This window comes from Pseudomonas fluorescens group sp. PF-1 (genome assembly GCF_054481335.1).
Window position 1 is genome coordinate 2,989,489 of sequence record NZ_JBTMNG010000001.1, and the last position, 19,615, is coordinate 3,009,103.

General features: G+C 59.9%; 15 protein-coding genes and 1 pseudogene. 4 read left to right on the forward strand and 12 right to left on the reverse strand.

Features of this window, described 5'->3' with window-relative positions:
* Window positions 1-107 precede the first annotated feature (107 nt).
* Window positions 108-1,250 carry a glycerate kinase gene (locus ACX3YD_RS14420; RefSeq protein WP_458960340.1) on the forward strand — a complete coding sequence of 381 codons (1,143 nt, stop codon included), beginning with the start codon at window positions 108-110 and terminating at the stop codon, window positions 1,248-1,250.
* A gap of 60 nt (window positions 1,251-1,310) precedes the next feature.
* On the opposite strand, the pseudogene ACX3YD_RS14425 reads toward ACX3YD_RS14420, so the two are convergent.
* Window positions 1,311-1,400: pseudogene (locus ACX3YD_RS14425) on the reverse strand (DUF6124 family protein); the annotation flags it as partial.
* 339 nt (window positions 1,401-1,739) lie between these two features.
* Here ACX3YD_RS14425 and ACX3YD_RS14430 point away from each other — a divergent pair.
* On the forward strand, window positions 1,740-2,654 hold the full coding sequence (locus tag ACX3YD_RS14430; protein ID WP_458960341.1) for a hypothetical protein: 915 nt from the start codon (window positions 1,740-1,742) through the stop codon (window positions 2,652-2,654).
* Window positions 2,655-3,408: 754 nt separating this feature from the next.
* Here the strand turns inward: ACX3YD_RS14430 and ACX3YD_RS14435 are convergent.
* Together ACX3YD_RS14435 and ACX3YD_RS14440 are read right to left on the reverse strand one after the other, a co-directional pair.
* A complete protein-coding gene (locus ACX3YD_RS14435; protein ID WP_458960342.1) occupies window positions 3,409-4,491 on the reverse strand; it encodes a hypothetical protein in 1,083 nt (360 codons plus the stop codon).
* A gap of 252 nt (window positions 4,492-4,743) precedes the next feature.
* Window positions 4,744-5,028, reverse strand: a complete 285-nt coding sequence (locus ACX3YD_RS14440; RefSeq protein ID WP_458960343.1) for a LuxR family transcriptional regulator — start codon at window positions 5,026-5,028, stop codon at window positions 4,744-4,746.
* A 464-nt stretch (window positions 5,029-5,492) separates the two neighbouring features.
* Between ACX3YD_RS14440 and ACX3YD_RS14445 the strand changes: the two genes are divergently transcribed.
* Complete coding sequence (locus ACX3YD_RS14445; RefSeq protein ID WP_458960344.1) at window positions 5,493-6,680, forward strand: pyridoxal phosphate-dependent aminotransferase; 1,188 nt, start codon at window positions 5,493-5,495, stop codon at window positions 6,678-6,680.
* A 77-nt stretch (window positions 6,681-6,757) separates the two neighbouring features.
* On the opposite strand, the gene ACX3YD_RS14450 is transcribed toward ACX3YD_RS14445, so the two are convergent.
* The 7 genes from ACX3YD_RS14450 to ACX3YD_RS14480 all read right to left on the reverse strand — a co-directional run bounded on the left by ACX3YD_RS14450 (window position 6,758) and on the right by ACX3YD_RS14480 (window position 13,787).
* Window positions 6,758-7,735, reverse strand: a complete 978-nt coding sequence (locus ACX3YD_RS14450; RefSeq protein ID WP_458960345.1) for a 2-hydroxyacid dehydrogenase — start codon at window positions 7,733-7,735, stop codon at window positions 6,758-6,760.
* Window positions 7,736-7,756: 21 nt separating this feature from the next.
* Window positions 7,757-9,055, reverse strand: coding sequence for an MFS transporter (locus ACX3YD_RS14455; RefSeq protein ID WP_458960346.1), 1,299 nt, complete (start codon window positions 9,053-9,055; stop codon window positions 7,757-7,759).
* Window positions 9,056-9,193: 138 nt separating this feature from the next.
* A complete protein-coding gene (locus ACX3YD_RS14460; RefSeq protein WP_458960347.1) occupies window positions 9,194-10,180 on the reverse strand; it encodes a sugar kinase in 987 nt (328 codons plus the stop codon).
* Entirely contained in the window at window positions 10,173-10,955 is a 783-nt protein-coding gene (locus ACX3YD_RS14465; RefSeq protein WP_458960348.1) for a sugar phosphate isomerase/epimerase family protein, read from the reverse strand. The genes ACX3YD_RS14460 and ACX3YD_RS14465 overlap by 8 nt, the downstream gene beginning before the upstream one ends.
* 167 nt (window positions 10,956-11,122) lie before the next feature.
* On the reverse strand, window positions 11,123-12,148 hold the full coding sequence (locus tag ACX3YD_RS14470; RefSeq protein ID WP_458960349.1) for a LacI family DNA-binding transcriptional regulator: 1,026 nt from the start codon (window positions 12,146-12,148) through the stop codon (window positions 11,123-11,125).
* 132 nt (window positions 12,149-12,280) lie between these two features.
* Window positions 12,281-12,895, reverse strand: coding sequence for a LysE family translocator (locus ACX3YD_RS14475; RefSeq protein ID WP_458960350.1), 615 nt, complete (start codon window positions 12,893-12,895; stop codon window positions 12,281-12,283).
* 52 nt (window positions 12,896-12,947) lie between these two features.
* Window positions 12,948-13,787 (reverse strand): AraC family ligand binding domain-containing protein, encoded by an 840-nt coding sequence (locus ACX3YD_RS14480; protein ID WP_458960351.1) that lies wholly within the window; start codon window positions 13,785-13,787, stop codon window positions 12,948-12,950.
* Window positions 13,788-13,999: 212 nt separating this feature from the next.
* Between ACX3YD_RS14480 and ACX3YD_RS14485 the strand changes: the two genes are divergently transcribed.
* Window positions 14,000-15,682 (forward strand): fibronectin type III domain-containing protein, encoded by a 1,683-nt coding sequence (locus ACX3YD_RS14485; RefSeq protein WP_458960352.1) that lies wholly within the window; start codon window positions 14,000-14,002, stop codon window positions 15,680-15,682.
* 24 nt (window positions 15,683-15,706) lie between these two features.
* On the opposite strand, the gene ACX3YD_RS14490 is transcribed toward ACX3YD_RS14485, so the two are convergent.
* A complete protein-coding gene (locus ACX3YD_RS14490) occupies window positions 15,707-16,348 on the reverse strand; it encodes a DUF1345 domain-containing protein (protein ID WP_458960353.1) in 642 nt (213 codons plus the stop codon).
* A gap of 153 nt (window positions 16,349-16,501) precedes the next feature.
* On the reverse strand, window positions 16,502-19,600 hold the full coding sequence (locus ACX3YD_RS14495) for a multidrug efflux RND transporter permease subunit (protein ID WP_458960354.1): 3,099 nt from the start codon (window positions 19,598-19,600) through the stop codon (window positions 16,502-16,504).
* Between the last annotated feature and the right edge of the window lie 15 nt (window positions 19,601-19,615).

Below are 19,615 nucleotides of genomic sequence, written 5' to 3' on the forward strand. Positions count from 1 at the left end.
ACGTTGGCTGGCTGGAATTGAAAAAAATCTTTTCCGCATGCGCTGCCGACCGGCGCTATCGCTAATGCGGGCTGGCAGCATTGATGTAATGAATAGGGAGAATTCGCATGAAAATCGTCATTGCCCCGGACTCGTTCAAGGACAGCCTCAGCGCCCAAGGCGCGGCCGACGCCATCGCCATGGGACTAGCCGAGGTGTGGCTCGACGCGCAACTGATCACATGCCCGATGGCTGACGGTGGTGAGGGCACGATCAAAGCGGTGATCGCAGCGCGTGATAGCGCACTGTGCTGGGCGGCGGTTTGCGGGCCATTGGGCTCACCCGTCGATGCGCGGTGGTGCTGGTTGCCCGACAGCCACACCGCGATCATCGAAATGGCTGAAGCCAGCGGTTTGCAATTGATCCCGTTGGACCACCGCGATGCTTGTATCAGTAGCACCTACGGCACCGGCGAGTTGATCCGCGCCGCCCTGGATGCGGGCGCGCAACGGGTGATTCTGGCGGTTGGCGGCAGTGCCACCAATGACGGTGGCGCCGGGGCCATGCAAGCCTTGGGGGTGAAGTTGCTTGACGCCCGGGGACAGCCTTTGCCGCCAGGAGGCCTGGCGCTGAGACAACTGGCGAAGATCGATCTGTCGGACATCGATCCGCGCCTGGCCGCCGTGCACTTCGAAATCGCTGCGGATGTGGACAATCCATTGTGCGGCGCTCAGGGTGCCTCGGCGATTTTCGGTCCGCAAAAAGGCGCCTCGCCCGAACAGGTCGAACAGCTGGACCGCGCCCTTGGGCACTTTGCCGATCACTGCGCCAAAGTCCTGGGCAAGGATGTGCGTGACGAACCCGGCAGCGGTGCGGCGGGGGGGCTGGGGTTTGCCGCCAAGGCGTTTCTGGGTGCGCAGTTCAAGGCCGGGGTAGAAGTGGTCGCAGAGCTGGTGGGCCTGGCCGAACTGGTGGAGGGCGCCGATATGGTGATCACCGGCGAAGGGCGTTTCGATGCGCAAACCCTGCGCGGCAAGACGCCCTTTGGCGTGGCGCGCATCGCCCGTGAACATGGCGTGCCGGTGATCGTTATCGCTGGCACCCTGGGTGAGGATTACCAGGATCTGTATGCCCATGGCATCGACGCCGCATTCGCGTTGCCGAGCGGGCCGATGACGCTGGAGCAGGCGTGTTTTGACGCACCGCGCCTGTTGCGCGAGCGGGCGACGGACATTGCCCGGGTCTGGCAGACGGCCAGGCGCCAAAGCTAAGGCAACAGTGACGAGGGAGCTTGCTCCCTCGCCACACATTATTCACCACTGAGTCCGCCACTATTGAGGCGGATCCATCTGATCCAGCACCCGGTTCGCCGTGACCTCCGCCAGCATCACGCTGTTGGACATGCCCGGCAGGGCATTCCGGATTTCATGCAGAACGCCGCGCCACTGGCCCTGGATGAAAACCTGCCGGAAGTGGCACGGATGCGCGAGGAATAGCGCCTGCGCAGCGACCTGGTGTGCGCCACGGACTTGCTTGAGGGGGTAGGCGAACTTGATGCCGTACCGCCTCCAGCATGCAAAAAAAGTGGCTCTACCTGTCAACTATGACAGTTACGCATTTTCCTAAAACACGGTTTACTGCCCCAAGCGCAGAACGGCGGGATGCGTTTGGTAGTGCCCGGTAACAATCGGTCTGCTTTTCCGACCCGGTGCCCATGGCTGGCCCATGACGCCAGGTTATTCAATAAGGAGAGCGGCAAAATGGCATTTTCAGATAAAAAAGACCAACAGCTTGCAGGCGAATACAGCTCCGGCGGGGCGGCGCCGCTATTCGTCCAGCCGCCGAATGTCAGTCATTTCGTGATACCCGGGGATGCAAGCGGGCTAATACTCCGGGCAAACCTGAACATGGATCAGAAAACCACGATTACCTCATGGGGCGGCACGCTGCCTGATGACCCTTTGGATGTTGATAGGTTTATCCTCCAGGTTGCGCGATTCACCAGTAACGAGTGGGCCGACTTGCAAGCGCATACCTACACGGGCGGAGATCCCTGGAAGGATCTGGACTTCGTTATTCCTCGTACATTCTTTCTGGACCAGGAAAACGAAGGTGCCTTCAAGCTCAGATATATGCATATCAGCCACCAAGGGGTTACTGATGTCTCCGACCCCGTTCCTATTTTTATCGACAAGATCCCGCCGAATGGGGCAATACCTCCAGGCAAAATGATATTTGCCATCACGCCTCCCATCACCGACACGACGTTTGGGGCGGCCAACTTTCTCGAAGCCACGATTCCCAATTGGAGTGGTGATGCAGTAGGCACTCAGGTCGCCTTCGGTTGGTTGAAAGGTGAGTTGCCCGCAGACCCAGCCGATATCGAACTGATAGGGCCGCTACCGATCCTTGGCGGTGGCAAGGTACAAATTCCTAAAGACAGGTTCATTGCAGCAGGGGATGGTCTTTGTTGCGGTGGCTACGTTCTGATCGATAAGGCGGGCAATATCAGCGCGCTGTCTTTGTATGAACTCATGTCCGTCGCGCTCGGACCGTTACCACCGGCGCCACTGCCCAAACCAACGGTTGCCGACGCTACCGGTGGTGAGTTGCTTCGCGAGTTCACGCCGGATGGCGGTGATGATGGTGTTGCATCGAGAAGAAATCTTCACTGATCCGGTCATAGGTGGGCTTACACCAACGGCTTGTAGAAATAGCCTGTTTCCGTTGGTTGAAGTCCATGCTCGACAGGTTGTGCCGAGCACGGACTGGCTCCTGTTATGTTCTTCTAATGAAGTGCCTGCTCAACGCTACGCCAGCCTCTTCTTGTTGGCTCTGACTGAATCCACTGATTTTAAAGTTCTGTCTAAACATGGATTCCGTAGCACGTGGTCGCTCCTTCCATTGCTTCCAACCGCTTGGTGGATTTTCCAGCGCATCATACATTTTTCGTCCTTTTACATCGGGAATAGGACTTGGGCCTTTTGAAGGTAACTCGCCCGGCCTGAGTTGGATGTCTCCGCTCGCTAGTTTTTCCCAGAAACCGCCTCTTACCCGTCCATGGTTGAGAGCGCCAGGGGCTTGAATCTTGCCACCGTCGGAGACAGCGTTACCTGCGGCCCTGGAAACTCGCGTACCCGCATTTGTGCTCCCGCTGAGTGCCCCACCTGAACTGGCCGATCCTTGACCCGCTTTCGCTGCAGAACGGCTTGCCTTTGCGCCAGTTGCTGCCGTTTTTCCGAAAAGCCGGCCAAAAAACTTTGTCACAGCCAGGGGAAGCAAGCGCCACCTACCCTCCGGATCCACATAATCAACCGGATTACCCTCGCAGTAGGCATATCCGAAGGAAGCGGCGGCGCAATGAAGCTGACTATCAAAAGAACCGGGTGCCCTCGGGGCATCCGGTTCGTCTGACTGCGCCTGGTTTACTCAGGGCTTGTCTGGAATGTTGCAACTGGTCTCACCCTGCACCAGCCCCACCCGCGTGTCGGAGGGTTGCGATGCAGCCGGTTTCCCCGTGATGATGTAGCTCACTACGCTTTTGCCAAACGAAACATCCGGGACGAAAATTGGCAGAATGTGATCGGCGTAAGGTTCAACAAGCCAGATGATTCCCTTTTCAGCCTGTTCTTGGGTGATATTCGGGAAGGTAGTTACTTTCCTGGCTGTGGGTAAATGCACCGGCGCATTGTTATTCTGATAAGCCTCCCAGGTCACCACGACTTCGTCACCCGCCTTCAGATGAGCGCTCGGTGGGATCCTGTACTCGAAGCCGTAATCGGTGCCGCCTGCATTCCAGCGCAAGGAATAGCAGTTGAAGCTTCGTCCACCGTCATACGTGTGCAATGGTTCGGCTGCCGGCAATGTCAAGACCAGGAACTCGATCTCGACCGCTGTACGCGGGTCCGGTTCTTGGGGGTTTGCATGGTCCGGGCCGGTCACCACATACCACACCGGCATGGCATCGCTGGGACCTTCGCCGCGCATCACGTCCCAGTCGAGCAGGATCCTTATGGTCGACCCCGGTGTGTCGGTGGCGCTGATTTCATAAGCGGCACCGATGGGGGTACCGTTCCACATGACCTGGTACGAGTCGCCCACGACCAACGGTGCGACCAGCTCGATGACAGCAAAGACATCTTTGTTCTCATCCGATTCGATCAATACGTTATCTTCGCCGGATTCCCCCACGATCGTGACGACTCCCAGGTTGGGGTTGCCAGGGTCCGGGTCAGGATTGACCGGTCCAGGGGTGGACAGGTTGCATTTGATGGTTTCGACCGCTGAACCATAGGGCTCGATACCGCGCAACACCGTGTAACTCACGGGCGTATCGACAGCGCCTGTCGCGCCGTCGTATGCCTGCAGGATCATTTCCCACGGCACGAAAATATCGAACCCCGAGGATGGGTTAGGGCCCACAGGCGTTCCGGGGGTCAGCTCCAGGTCTTTCCATTTGATGACGATGCTGTCGCTGGACTTTCCGTTGGTTACCTGATTGACATGGACCAACACCCCGCCATTGATAATGTCCTGCCCCCCAAACGTGCGACGAATATTGCTGAAGTGGTCATTCGCACCCGCTTCACCGCCATTGAAGAAACGGCTGATTTTCCACGACGACGTGTCTCCGGCGACAACAGTGCTTTTATTGCGTGTGGTGAGCGCAACGCAGCCGTTGTTTGGGGCAGGTCAGGCACGCCACCTGCATCCGGTGTTCTTCACTGCCCCTGCAAACACACTGGCCACTGTTGGACGGCCGGTTCAAGGTCGTTGAATCAAACCTTGCTCCAGGGCCATGAACATAGCGACCCAGCGCGAGCTCACGCCGAATTTTCGGCGGATATTGGTCAGGTGGTAATTCACCCCTGCTTCGGTACAGCTGAAGATCACGGAGATTTCCCAGGACGACTTGCCAGCGAAGACCCACTGCAAGACTTCTTTTTCCCGGGTGGTGAGGGCGATTTCTTCTGAGGGGGCGCTTTCTTGATGCAGGACATCGGCCGGGGCTGGCGATGCACAAACTGAAGTGGTGGCGGAACGGTGCATGGTTGAGTCTCCCATTCATCATCAATGACGGCGTGGGCGCGGCAGAATCTTCCTACTTCTAAATGGCGTGGTTCGCGCGGCCGTCCTACAGACACCTGTACAAGGGCTGAGGTACGGGGTTCTTATATCGCGATTCTGTCCTCTTGGAACCTGTCACAAATTACAGGTGGTGCACTTTAATCAGGCGCCGGGGAAAGGCTGTCAGTGGAAGCACTCCACGTTTGTAGTCGGTGTCTTTGAGTTCTCGCCTCCTACAGACCGAGCGCTACGCTCTTGAATAGAGAGGCTTTTTTTGATCTGGCGAGGCACCGCAGGACGGCAAAAAAGAGCACCGGACTGCATCGGTGGTCTCGCCGATTCGCAATACGTGGCGCGATGCCGGTCGTCGAATTGAATGCGCTGCTGGCGCACTCCATGATTTGAGATAGGGTTGTGACTTGGAACCCGCGCGACAGGAGAACCACATGCGCTATTCAGCCTTGACCCATCGAATCGCCGGTGACGGAGCGGCCGCCTGGCAGATCCATTACCGAGCGCTGCAATTGCGCGAGCAGGGTGTCGATGTACTGCTGTTATCCGTCGGCGATCCGGATTTCGACACACCCAAACCCGTGGTGCAGGCGGCCATCGACAGCCTGCTGGCGGGTGATACCCACTACTCGGAAGTCCGTGGCCGAAGAGGCTTGCGCGACAGCATTGCCCGCCGTCATCGGCTTACCAGCGGCCAAATAGTGGACGCCGAGCATGTGGTGGTACTGCCCGGTGCCCAGAGCGCGGTGTATTCAGTGGTGCAATGCCTGCTCGATCCGGGGGATGAAGTGATTGTCGCCGAGCCGATGTACGTCACCTATGAAGGGGTCTTGGGGGCGTGTGGCGCCAAAGTGGTACCGGTGGCCGTGCGGCCGGAGAACGGATTTCGGGTCGATCCGGCGGATGTGGCAGCACTGATCACAGCAAGGACCCGCGCCATTTTGCTCAACAGCCCGAACAATCCTTCCGGCGCCAGCCTGCCCCTGATGGTCTGGCAGGAGCTGGCTTCGCTGTGCATCCGGCATGATTTATGGCTGATCAGCGATGAGGTCTACAGCGAATTGCTTTACGAGGGCGAACACATCAGCCCGGCAAGTCTGCCGGGTATGGCCGAGCGCACCGCGACCATCAATAGCCTGTCGAAGTCTCATGCCATGAGCGGTTGGCGGGTGGGGTGGGTGGTCGGGCCCAAGCCCTTGAACGACCATCTGGAGAATCTGTCGTTGTGCATGCTCTTTGGCATTCCGGAGTTCGTGCAGAAGGCTGCGCAATTGGCGCTTGATGAAGATCTGCCGGAGGTGGCGTTGATGCGTGAGGAATATCGCCAGCGTCGTGACCTGGTGTGCGCGAGCCTGAACCATTGTCCGGGCATTCGCGCGATCAGGCCCGATGGCGGGATGTTCGTGATGGTCGATGTGCGTCAGACCGGGTTATCGGCCCATCGCTTCGCCGAGCGGTTGCTGGAAGGTTATGGCGTGTCGGTGCTGGCGGGCGAAGCGTTCGGGCCGAGTGCTGCGGGGCATATTCGCCTTGGCTTGGTGGTGGACCAGCTAAAACTGGCGGATGCGTGCCGACGTATTGCGCTGTGCGCGACGGACCTGCTGGAGGCGCGGCGGGCCTGAAAGGATCGCAGCCTTTGGAAGCGCTTGCATTGAATGCGTTCACTCAATGAGCTGCCGACGGCTGCGATCGTTGATTTTCAGCCTTTCCAGGCCGCGCCATTCACCAGATTAAGCGGCCGCTGACCCGCCAGCGCGGCCAACAGGTTGTCCACCGCACACCGGGCCATCGCTTCCCGGGTTTCATGAGTCGCTGAACCCATGTGCGGCGTGGCCACCACATTGTCCAGTTGCAGCAACGGCGAGTCATGACCCAGCGGCTCGCGCTCGAACACGTCCAGCCCCGCAGCGTGAATCTGCCGTTCGCTCAGGGCCCGGATCAACGCCGCTTCATCCACGACTTTGCCTCGGGAAATATTGATAAAGATGGTCTGCGGCCCCATCAGCGCGAACTGCCGCGCACCGATCAGGCCTTCGGTTTCGGCGGTCAGCGGCAGCGTCAGGCAGACAAAATCAGCCTGCTGCAACAATTCGTCGAGGCTGCGGTACTGGGCATTGAATCGCTGTTCGACCGCTGGTTTCGGCGAGTGACTGTGGTAGATCACCGGCATGCCGAAGCCGAAGTGCCCGCGCTGGGCCAGCGCCTCGCCGATGCGTCCCATGCCGATGATGCCCAGGGTCTTGCCGTGCACGTCGCTGCCGAAATGCGCAGGGCCGATGTTGCGGGTCCACTGGCCGTCGCGAACCATGTTCGCCAGTTCCACCACGCGCCGCGCGGTGGCCAGGATCAGGGCGAAACCCGTGTCGGCGGTGGTTTCGGTCAGCACATCCGGCGTGTTGCTGAGCAGGATGCGCCGTTCGGTCAGGTAGTCGATGTCGTAGTTGTCGACGCCCACCGAGACGCTGGCGATGGCTTCAAGATTCGGCGCCAGGTTGAGCAGCCCGGCATCCAGCTTCAGGCTGGCACCGAGCAAACCCTGGGCGCGGGGCAGGGCGTCGCGCAGCTTGGCCAGCCCCTCGGCATCGAGGCTTTCGATCAGGGTCACTTCAGTCTGCTCGTGCAAGCGAGCCATCAGCGACGGTGACAGTTTCTTGTATAGAACGACCTGCTTTTTCATCCGGGTTCTCTCGACATCAATTCATGGGTGAGCGGCGGTGCGACGGGTTAGCGCGACCGTGGGCCGCTCCCGGTCGCTGGCGCCGGGCTTGAGGAACATCGTCAGCACCACCGAGAGCATCAGCGCGCCGCTCATCAGCAGGTACGACGCACCCGGCGAGCCAGTGGAGCTGTTCAGGTAGCCGACCAGGTAGGAACCGCCAAACGAACCCAGTGCGCCCATGCTGTTGATCAGCGCCATGGCGCCGCCGGCGACGTTGGACGGAAGGATTTCCGGGATGATTGCGAAGAAGGGGCCGTAAGGCGCGTACATGCAGGCGCCGGCAATCACCAGCAGCGTGTAGGACCACCAGAAATGTTCGGCGCCCAGGGCGTAGGAACCGTAGAAGGCGATGGACGCAATCAGCAGCGGCGGCCAGACGAAACGTTTGCGTTTTTGCAGCTTGTCCGAACCCCAAGACACCAGCAGCATGCCGATCACCGCCGCCAGGTAAGGCAGGGCCGAGAGCCAGCCGGCTTCGATCATGTCCATTTGCGCGCCGGCCTTGAGGATCGACGGCAGCCACAACACGAAGCCGTACACGCCGATGCTCCAGCAGAAAAACTGCAGGGCCAGGATGATCACTTTGCTGGAGCGGAATGCTTCGGCGTAGTTTTTTACGGCTTTGATGCCGACCTGTTCGGCCGCCAGGGCGCTTTCCAGATCGAGTTTTTCCTGGTCGTTGAGCCACTTGGCCTGGGAGGGGCGATCATCGGCCAGACGCCACCAGATAAAGGCCCAGAGCACCGCCGGCAAACCTTCGACGATAAACATCCAGCGCCAGCTGAAATGCTGCACCAGATAGCCCGACACCACCGACATCCACAGCATGGTCACCGGGTTGCCGAGGATCAGGAAGGTATTGGCCCGCGAGCGTTCGGCACGGGTGAACCAGTGGCACAGGTAGATCAGCATCGCCGGCATCACCGCGGCTTCGACAACCCCGAGCATGAAGCGGATGACCACCAGCCAATAAGCGTTGGAGACAATCCCGGTCAAGGTCGCCAGGCCGCCCCAGAGGATCAGGCTGACGAAAATCAGTTTTTTCACGCTGTGTTTCTGCGCATAAATCGCACCCGGTACCTGGAAGAAAAAGTAACCGAGGAAGAACAGCGCGCCGAGCATCGACGACAAGCCCGGGGTGATCATCAGGTCCGCGGCCATGCCCGAGGCGGCGGCGAACCCGTAGTTGGCGCGATCGAGGTACGCCAGGCTATAGGTGATGAACACGATGGGCATGATGTACCACCAGCGGCGGGTGGCGAGCGTTGCGGTTTTCATGGTGATGCTCCTGAGCTTGTTGTTTTTGTCGCAGCAGGTAACGGTTTCAAATCTTCAGTGGCTGGGCGGGTTCAGTGGCTGGGCGGGCCTCATCGCGGGCAAGCCCGCTCCCACAGGATCGGTGGTGTTCCTATTTATTTATGTTCGACACAAGTCCCCTGTGGGAACGGGCTTGCCCGCGAAGGCGGCCTCGAATTCGACGGACATTTCTGCCCGGGTCGGCAACCCTTCCATGTCCCCGCGGCTCTGCACCGCCCGGCTGCCAACCCAGTTGGCACGCTGCACCGCCTCGGCAAAGCTGTGGTTTTCCAGCAGTGCGCTGATCATGCCCACGGCGAAACCATCACCGGCACCGACCGTGTCGACCACCGTTTGCACCGGTACGCCGGCGACAAAACCAGCATCCAGGTGCGTGCGGTAATAGGCGCCATGCGGCCCCAGTTTGATTGCGACCGCTTCGGCGCCCTGGTCGAGGTAGAACGCGGCAATGTCGGCCGGGTCCTCGAAACCGGTCAGCAGGCGACCTTCGCTCAGGCCCGGCAGTACCCAATGGGCAAGGGCGGCGAGGTGGTTGATCTCGCTGATCATCAGTTGCTCGCTGGCCCACAGGCCCGGACGCAGGTTGGGGTCGAACGACACGCTACGGCCGGCATCGCGCATGCGGCTCATCAATTCGAACGACATCTGCCGCGCCGTTTCCGACAGCGCCGGTGGGATGCCGGTGGCGTGCAGGTGCCGGGCCTTGAGCAAATCGGGCACGATCGAATGCAGCGACAAGTGACTGGCCGCCGAACCACGGCGGAAGTACTCGACGGCGGGATCGCTGCCGTCATCGGTGCGGGACTTGAGCTGAAATCCGGTGGGGTGAGCGGGGTCGATGTCGACGTGACGGCAATCCAGGCCTTCTTTCTCCAGCGTATCGATCACAAATCGGCCCAGTGAATCGGCACCGACCCGGCTCAGCCACGCCACCTTGAAACCCAGGCGCGACAGGCCAATGGCGACGTTACTGTCAGCCCCGGCAATGCGTTTGTGGAACGCGTTGACGCTGGCCAGTTCGCCGGCCTGCTCGGCGACGAACATCGCCATGGTTTCGCCGAACGAGAGGATATCGATCTCAGACATGGGCGCTCTCCCGTTGCGACTGGCCGAGGTGGGCGAGGGCGGCGACATGCTCGGTGGTCAGTTGCACCAGGTCCTCACCTTGTAGCGGGTATTCCGCGGCCCGCATAACGCCTGGGGCCATGTGCCGCAGCAGGTGTTCCCACTGTTGCAAATCGCTGGCGGAGGGCGGGATGGCGATCAGTTTGCCGTCGGCGCGACGCGTGACCGCCTTGCAGTGCACATAACTGACGTGACGACCGAGCAACCGCGCGGCGCTGGCGGCGGACTGGTCCTGCCACTGCCAGTTGCCGATGTCGAAGGTCATTTTGATCGGCAGGTGGTGTTGCTCGACTTGATTGAAGAAGCGCTGGAACGGTTCGATGCGGCCACCGTGCAGGGTCTGGTCGTTTTCCACCAACAATTGCACTGCGCTTTCGCCGAGCCTCTGAGCGAGGGCATGCAAGTCGCAGTTGTCGGTGAAATAACCCAACGAAACCTTCAACCACTTGGCGCCGAATGCCTGGGCGCGTTGCAGGGCGTCGATCAGCTCGGGGTTGGGTTTGGATTGACCGGCCAGCCACAGCTCCATCGGTGACGAGTACACGCTTTCCAGGCCCTCGGCCCGAGTCGCGTCGGCCAGGTGCGCGGGGTTCTCAAAGGTCAGCAGCTCTTCACGCCATTCGATGCGCGTGGCACCGGCGGCGGCCAGCACGGCGATGAAACTGCCTTGGCCGCGCTGACGGACCAGATCGGCACCGTAGCTGGAGAGGCTGATGGAAACGGCGGGTTTGTTCATTGTTTTTTTACCTCTGAAACCGGTTTCATTTTTGTTCAAAAAAATCGCGACCATTAGGGCCTCATCGCTGGCAAGCCAGCTCCCACAGTGTTTTGTGTCGTTTCCGAATGTTGTGTACCCCAAAGATTCCTGTGGGAGCTGGCTTGCCAGCGAAGGGGGCAGTTCGGTCATCTGAAATTCCCAAGGGTCGACCCCCTGACAATCAATCGCGCCGCAAAATCCAGCGTCCGCACCGCGCCGTCATCCCCGCGCAAACGCTTGAGCAAACACTCGAACGCACTGGCGCCAATCTCGGTGGTCGGCTGGGCGAGGGCGGTGATGCCGCTGCCCACCAGCGGATACCAATCCAGGTCATCAAGGGCGATCAGCCCCACGTCTTCAAACAGGTTGCACTGCAATTCACGCAGGGCATGGGTGCTGGCCAGCGCCGCGATGCCGTTGGCGCAGAACAGCGCTTTGGGGCCCCCACCGGGGGTGTCGAGAAAGGCTTTGAGTTGGGCGGTCAGATCGCTGCCGGTTTCGACCAGCGTGCCGCGAAGGGCCGGGCGTTGCGCGATGTGCGCCTTGAAGCTGGCGACCCGTTCGACGCGAGAACTGGTGCCGTCAAAAGGTTCGGTCACCAGCAACACATCGCGGTAGCCACGTTCTTCAAGGTGGGCGAGGGCCATCTCGACGGCTGCGGGGTTGTCCAGGCCCACCATGTCGCTCTCCAGATGCTCGACCTTGCGGTCCACCAGCACCAGGGGCATTTCACGGTGCAGTTCGAGCAACTCGTCCCGGTGATGGCCGAGGGTGTTCACGATCAGGCCCTCGATGTTGTACGAGCGCAGCAGGGCCAGGTGCTGGCGTTCCTGCTCGTCGTCGCGGTCGGTGTTGCACACCACCAGGCTGTAGCCATGCTGACGACAGGCGGTTTCCACCCCGTGCATCACGGCGATTGAATAAGGGTTGCGGATATCGGCCACCAGCATGCCGATCAGGCGGGTACGCCCGCGTTTGAGACCACGGGCCATCTGGTTCGGGCGATAACCCAGTTCGGCAATCGCCTGTTCGATGCGCTGGGCAATGGCATCGGAAAGCAAGGCACGGTCGTCGCCAATGAACCGCGAAACGCTGGCCTTGGAGACCTTGGCGTGTTCGGCCACGTCGAGCATGGTCACGCGGCTGCGCTGGGCGGCGGAGAAATCGTTCACGGTCTGGAACCTTCTTATTGGATTTATTAGGCTGAGCGCATGACGCTGAAACCGGTTTCAGAAGACACCAAAAGCCAATTCGCCGTCAAGCCCCGAATAGCGAATTGTCCTACAACCCACGACGAGTGGTGTTCACGCCAGCACGCTCAACCATGCCGAACCCAGCAGTAATAGCGCCATACCTCGGTTGAAGCGTTGCACTGCCGTCGCCGAACTCAACCAGTGCGATGAGGCCGCACCGAGCAGCGCCCAGGCACTCAGGCATGGCACCGAAATCACAAAGAACGCCAGGGACAGGCAGAACACATGGACCAGCCGATTTTCGCCAACCCCGGCAAACACACTGACCACCGCCAGCGCCAGCGCCATCATCCAGGTCTTCGGGTTGATCCATTGCAGGCCGGCGGCGCCCCACATTCCGAGACGGGGTTCTTTGGCCTGGGCGCTGATCGCGCCGGCCGGCGCGCGGAAAATCTGCCACGCCAGATAGCTCAGCCACGCCACACCGATCCATTGCATGACGGTTTGCACGACCGGCCAGGCAGTCAACGCAGCACCGGCCCCGGTACCCACCAACAGCACAAGGGTCGCAGCGCTGACGCAAGCGCCCAGGATGATCGGAATGGCCGCCGCCACGCCGAACCGTGCACTGTTGCTCAGCACCAGAATATTGGTCGGGCCGGGCGTGATCGAGGCGACAAAGGCAAACAGCAAGAAGGGCAGTAACGTCGGAAAAGAGGCGAACATCGTGGGCAAACTCCGGTGAAGATCAGTGAAGTTGATCTTCACAATCGCGGCGTTACCTGTCTGGAAGATTTGAGCAGCGATTACGGTAAAGGGCCGGTGTCAGGCCGTAGGCACGGACGAACCAGCGACCGAGATGACTCTGATCGGCGAAGCCCAGCGCCATGGCGACCGCTGCCGGTTGTTCGCCCTGGGCGAGCATTCTCCGGGCGTTGGCCAGGCGCAACTGCACAAGATAGGCATGGGGCGCGATGCCATACGCGGCCTTGAAAGCGCGGATCAGACGGAAACGGTCGACGCCAGTGGCGGCCGCCAATTGGTCGAGACCGATGTCGTATTGAGCGTTGGCGTGCAGGTACTCTCGCGCCTTTTGCGCAACCAAGGGCAGGCGCGGATCTTCGCCATAGCGGGTGCGCCAGTGCAGATGGCGGGTCAAGCGTTCGAGCAAACCGTCAAGGGCGGTTTGCCGGACGATTTTCAGTTCGCCGCGGTGCAAGGTTTCGAACGCCAGGCTGGTGGCCTGCGCCAGGCGCGCGTCGGTTGCCAGGGTGTTGGTGAAGCCCAATTGGCCGTGGTCGGGCGCTTTCTCGAATACGGCAGCCAGTTCACGCTGCAACCACTGCGGGTCGAGGTACAGCATGCGGTAGGTAAAGCCTTCAGCCGTCGGGGCTTCGCCGTCGTGAATGTCTCCCGGTTCGAGCAAAAACACCTTTCCCGGCGTGCTTTGATGCCTGGCGCGCCGACAATTGAACTGCTGCACGCCTTGCTCGGTGACGCCCACCAGATAACTGTCATGCCAGTGCGGATCGTAGGCATGGCCTTCGAAATGCGCGCGCAGGGTCTCGATGCCGGTGTCGGCATCCTGGGCCAGATCGATCCAGTTATGAGACGTCATGCTGCACCTGTGGGACGGGTTTTCTGGCTCATTTAACGCTCGTATCGAGGGTGATGGATAGAATGTTTGTGCACTGGATATCCATTGCCTCCCCCACAAGCCGACCGCCTTAGCACAAATACACGGTCTTGCCACTCACAGTTCTGATAGTGGTGCAGTTGACTCAGATGTTTTTTACTAACGGGACTTCATTTATGCAGGGCTCCCAAAACATGAACCAGTTTGACTCCCCTTCATCCGCCGTCGGCACTGCAACGGATGAGGTGCAAATTTGTGCTCCGGGTAATTTGAGAGGCACACGAAACGCCCCGACAACTGCCGTGTTAAGTTGGGAGGAGCCCTATTCAACCTGCAAGCGGTGCCCGAATGCCATTGGTTATGAAGTGTTCGGAGAAGGTATTCAAACAAGAAGCGTGACCCGACCGCCTGTTGAATTGACCGGGTTAAACCCAGATACCGAGTACCTGCTTTACGTCAGGGCAATAGCTGCCGGCAATAATGTTTCGCAACTCAGTCCGATGCGTTTTTTAAAATTCAAATTAGTCGCGCCCTCCAGCCCGGGCCCCCTGGATCTGAGCGATTTAACCAGCACCTCTGTAAAAGTGAGCTGGGCCGCGTCCACTGATAATGGTGGGAACATTCGCTATAGGGTTTTTTTGAACGACTTTCTCATCAAGCAGACCGCCCAACCGCATGTCCTGATTACGCACCTGCAAAATCATACTGACTATCGAGTCAAGGTACTGGCAATCAATGCCGCAGGCAGCTCTGAACCCGTTGCCACGGCCTTTAAAACCAGGCTGAGCTCACCGACCAATCTTAAGTTCAGGCACTTTAACGGGATCTGCAGGCTGGCATGGGATCCACTATTCAAAAAACGCCCGGCGCATGAAGTTTCCATTAATGGCAAAAGTTTTACGATTGCCCCTGGTCGCTGGGGCTACAACTTCAGGTTGGCGGATCTTTCTCCTGGGCCTGCTCCGCATCACTTCAAGTTTGCGGTACGCGCCCAACTTGACGGAGACAGCTCTGAAGTGGTGACTCTGGAGGCGACAGTGGCTGACACAATCCCTCCAAGCCAGCCTGGAGCCCCCGTCGTCACTGATGTAACGGAAACCTCCGCAAAAATATCCTGGGAGCCCTCGAGCGATAATGCTGCTGTCACCGACTATCGGATTACCTTGAACGGATTTCTGGTGTTCAATAGTCCGGACACTCAAATGACCTTCAATAGTTTGACCCCGGGTGCCTATCACTATGCTTCCGTGCGCGCCCGTGACAAGGAGGGAAACCTCTCCGAACGCAGCCCGATAAGCGTATTCAAAACGGCAGGGCAGGCGCCTGCGCCTAGACCCAATGCACCGACCGTCAGTATAAGCGCACTGAGCTCCAGCTCAGCCAAGTTGGAGTGGGCATTCGCGGAAGGTGATGCGGCTTCGGGGGTAAGGATCGTGAAGGATGACGAGCACCTGAAGGACGTGCTGTTCTTACCAAGCATTCACCTCAATAACTTGATCCCGCACACGGAGTACAAGATCAGCGTCAGTGCGTTTGATATTTACGGACAGTTGTCCGAACCCACGGTCATTGTTTATGAACCCCTGGACCTCACCCCGCCCAGCGCTCCGGGAAACCTGCGCAAGATGGGTTCGACCCTTGACTCCGTCACGCTCGCCTGGGATGAATCCACCGATGACATCGGTATTTGTGATTACGTTATCTACAATAATCAGCAGTATTTTGATCGCACCCCATTGACCCATTACACCGCCGTTGACTTGCCTTCCGGCGCGTACTTATTTGAGGTGTGTGCGCTGGATCTCAGCGGTAATTACTCCGTCTCCGCGTCGGTAAGGATTGAAATCGAGGGTGAATCCTGGGGCAGCGAGCTCTGAAGACTGCCACTGACCACTATCGCTTTAGCCAAACAACCCAGCGGCGATGTTGATCGAAAACCCGAGAATCGCCGTATTGAACAGAAAACCGATCAGCGACTGCGCCAGTACGATCTTGCGCAAGTCGCGGGTCGCCACGCCCACATCGGACGTCTGCACCGCCACACCGATGGTGAAGGAGAAGTACAGGAAGTCCCAGTAATTGGGCGTGGTCAAACCCTCGGCAAAGCGCAATGCCGGTTCCTTGCCTTGCCAGGTGTAATACAGCCGCGCGTAATGCACGCTGAAAATTACCCCGATCAGTAGCCAGGAACCCAGCACGGTCAATGCGGTGAAGCCGTAATGCAGGAGTTTTCGGGTGGTTTCCAGGTCCTTGCTGCCCGCCAGTTCGAAGGTGATGGTCGCCAGGCTGGCAATCGCCGCAATGCACACCACGAACAGCACCAGCCCGGCGTTTTCATCTTCGATGTCGGCAATGCGTTTCACATCCGCCGCTTTGGAGCGTACGACGATCCAGGCCATCAGGATCAGGTAAGTCCAGACCCCGGCATTCCAGCCGATGAGTATTTTGGTGATGATCGAATCGGCCGGAACCAGAATGCCCGCCGCGATGCCGAGCGTCATGCCGGCGGAGAGGCGAGGGTGGGTGTGGGTGAGGAAGGACATGAGCACTCGATGGGTCGGGGTATTGCCAACACCTTAGCCCAGGTGAGCACAATCTTGAAATCACCGAGATCCCTGTAGGAGCGAGCCTGCTCGCGACGCACCCAAGGGCACCGCGTTTGGCCTGCAAGCTCGCACAAGGGACTGTGGTGTCGGTTAATGCGGCTTGTGGCGCTTGCTGACCAGCTTCATCACCACCACAAAAAACACCGGCACGAACACCACGGCCAGGGTCGCGGTGATCATCCCGCCAATCACCCCGGTGCCGATGGCCTGCTGGCTCGCTGAGCTGGCCCCGGTGGCGATCGCCAGCGGCACCACGCCGAGAATGAATGCCAGCGATGTCATGACGATCGGCCGCAGTCGCAGGCGCGCCGCTTGCAGTGTGGCGTCGATCAGGTCATGGCCTTCGTCGTACAGGCTCTTGGCGAATTCGATGATCAGGATCGCGTTCTTCGCCGACAGGCCGATGATGGTGATCAGCCCGACCTTGAAGAACACATCGTTGGGCATGCCGCGCAAGGTCACCGCCAATACCGCGCCGAGCACGCCCAATGGCACCACCAGCAGCACCGAGGTCGGGATCGACCAGCTCTCGTACAGCGCCGCCAGGCACAGGAACACGATCAGCAAGGACAAACCGAGCAGGATCGGCGCCTGGCTGCCGGAAAGACGTTCCTGCAACGACAACCCGGTCCATTCCTGGCCCAATCCTGCCGGGCCCAGCGCGACCAGCCGTTCGATCTCCGCCATGGCTTCACCCGTGCTGTGACCGGGTTTCGGTTCGCCGGAAATCGCGATCGCCGGGTAGCCGTTGTAGCGGGTCAACTGCGCCGGGCCCTGGGTCCATTTGGCCTGGACGAACGCCGACAGCGGCACCATGTCGCCTGCGTTGTTGCGCACGTGAATCTTCAGCAGATCGTCGACCTGACTGCGTTGGTCGCCTTCAGCCTGCACCACCACCCGTTGCATCCGCCCCTGATTGGGGAAGTCGTTGATATAGGTCGAACCGACGGCGGTAGACAGCACGCTGCCAATGTCGGCAAAGGACACGCCCAAGGCATTGGCCTGTTTGCGGTCGACGACCAGTTGCACTTGCGGTGCTTCCGCCAGGGCGCTTTCGCGCACGTTCATCAGGATCGGACTTTTCTCGGCGGCGGCCAGCAATTCAGTGCGGGCGCGCATCAGCGTGGCGTGACCGAGGCCACCGCGATCCTGCAAGCGGAACTCGAAGCCGCTGGAGGTGCCGAGTCCGTCGACCGGCGGCGGCAGCACCGCAAAGGCCATGGCGTCCTTGATCTGGCTGAGGGCGATGTTGGCCCGGTCGGCGATCGAACTCGCCGAATCATCGCTGCCGCGTTCGGACCAGTCCTTCAAGGTGGTGAAGGCCAGCGCCGCGTTCTGCCCGCTGCCGGAAAAACTGAAGCCGAGGATCACTGTGCTGTCGCCGACGCCCGGCTCGGTGGCGTTGTGCGCTTCGATCTGCTCGACCACTTGCACGGTGCGATGCTTGCTTGCGCTCGGTGGTAGTTGAATGTCGGTGATGGTGTAGCCCTGGTCCTCCACCGGCAGGAAGGAGGAAGGCAAACGACTGAAGCAAACCCCCAGGCCGATCAACAGAACGCCGTAGATCAACAGGTAACGGCCGCTGCGCTTCAACGCATAGGCGACCCAACCCTGATAACGGTCCGTGAGTCGCTCGAAACGGCGGTTGAACCAGCCGAAGAAACCCGCTTTCTCGTGATGCTCACCCTCGGCAATCGGCTTCAACAGCGTCGCGCACAGCGCCGGGGTCAGGGTCAGGGCGAGGAACGCCGAGAACAGGATCGAAGTGGCCATCGACAGCGAGAACTGGCGGTAAATCACCCCGACCGAGCCCTGCATGAACGCCATCGGAATGAACACCGCCACCAGCACCAGGGTGATACCAATGATCGCGCCGGTGATCTGCTTCATCGCCTTGCGCGTCGCTTCCTTGGGCGACAGGCCTTCAGTGGCCATGATTCGCTCGACGTTCTCCACCACCACAATCGCGTCGTCCACCAGAATGCCGATGGCCAGCACCATGCCGAACATGGTCAGTACGTTGATCGAGAAACCCAGCGCCAGCATGGTCGCGAAGGTGCCCATCAGCGCCACCGGCACCACCAGCGTCGGGATCAGCGTGTAGCGGATGTTCTGCAGGAACAGGAACATCACCGCGAACACCAGCAGCATCGCCTCGCCCAGGGTGTAGACCACTTTGGTGATCGAGACTTTGACGAATGGCGACGTGTCGTACGGGATCTTGTATTGCACTCCGGCCGGGAAGTAGCGCGACAGTTCATCCATCTTCGCCCGCACCAGCGTCGCGGTGCTCAGGGCGTTGGCGCCGGGCGAGAGTTGCACGCCGACGGCGGTCGACGGCTTGCCGTTCAGGCGCGTGGAAAACTGATAGTCCTGGCTGCCGATCTCGACCCTGGCGACATCGCCGATGCGCACCGTGGAGCCATCGGGATTGGCCTTGAGCACGATATCGGCGAACTCCTCAGGCGTAGACAATTGGCCCTTGACCAGAATGGTCGCGGTGATTTCCTGGGTGCCGCGGCTCGGCAAATCGCCGATGCTGCCTGCCGAGACCTGCGCGTTTTGCGCCACGATGGCGGCATTGACGTCGGCGGGCGTGAGGTTGAAACCGAGCAGTTTCTGCGGGTCGATCCAGATACGCATCGCCCGTTCGGCGCCGTACAGCTGTGCTTTGCCGACGCCGTCCAGACGCTTGATCTCGTTCATCACGTTGCGCGCCAGGTAATCGCTGAGCGCCACATCGTCGAGCTTGCCGTCACTGGAGGTCAGGGTGATCAACAGCAGGAACCCGGCGGAGACTTTTTCCACCTGCAAGCCTTGTTGGGTCACCGCTTGCGGCAGGCGCGATTCCACGACTTTCAGGCGGTTCTGCACATCCACCTGGGCCATTTCCGGGTTTGTGCCGGGCTGGAACGTCGCCTTGATCGTGGCACTGCCCAGGCTGCTTTGCGATTCGAAATACAGCAGGTGGTCAGTGCCATTGAGTTCTTCCTCGATCAGGCTGACCACGCTCTCGTCTACGGTCTGTGCCGAAGCGCCGGGGTACACGGCATAGATTTCGATCTGCGGCGGCGCGACGTCGGGGTACTGCGCCACTGGCAACTGAGGTATGGCCAGGGCACCGGCCAGCAGGATGAACAACGCGACCACCCAGGCAAACACCGGGCGGTCGATAAAGAACTGCGGCATAAACAAGCGTCCTGC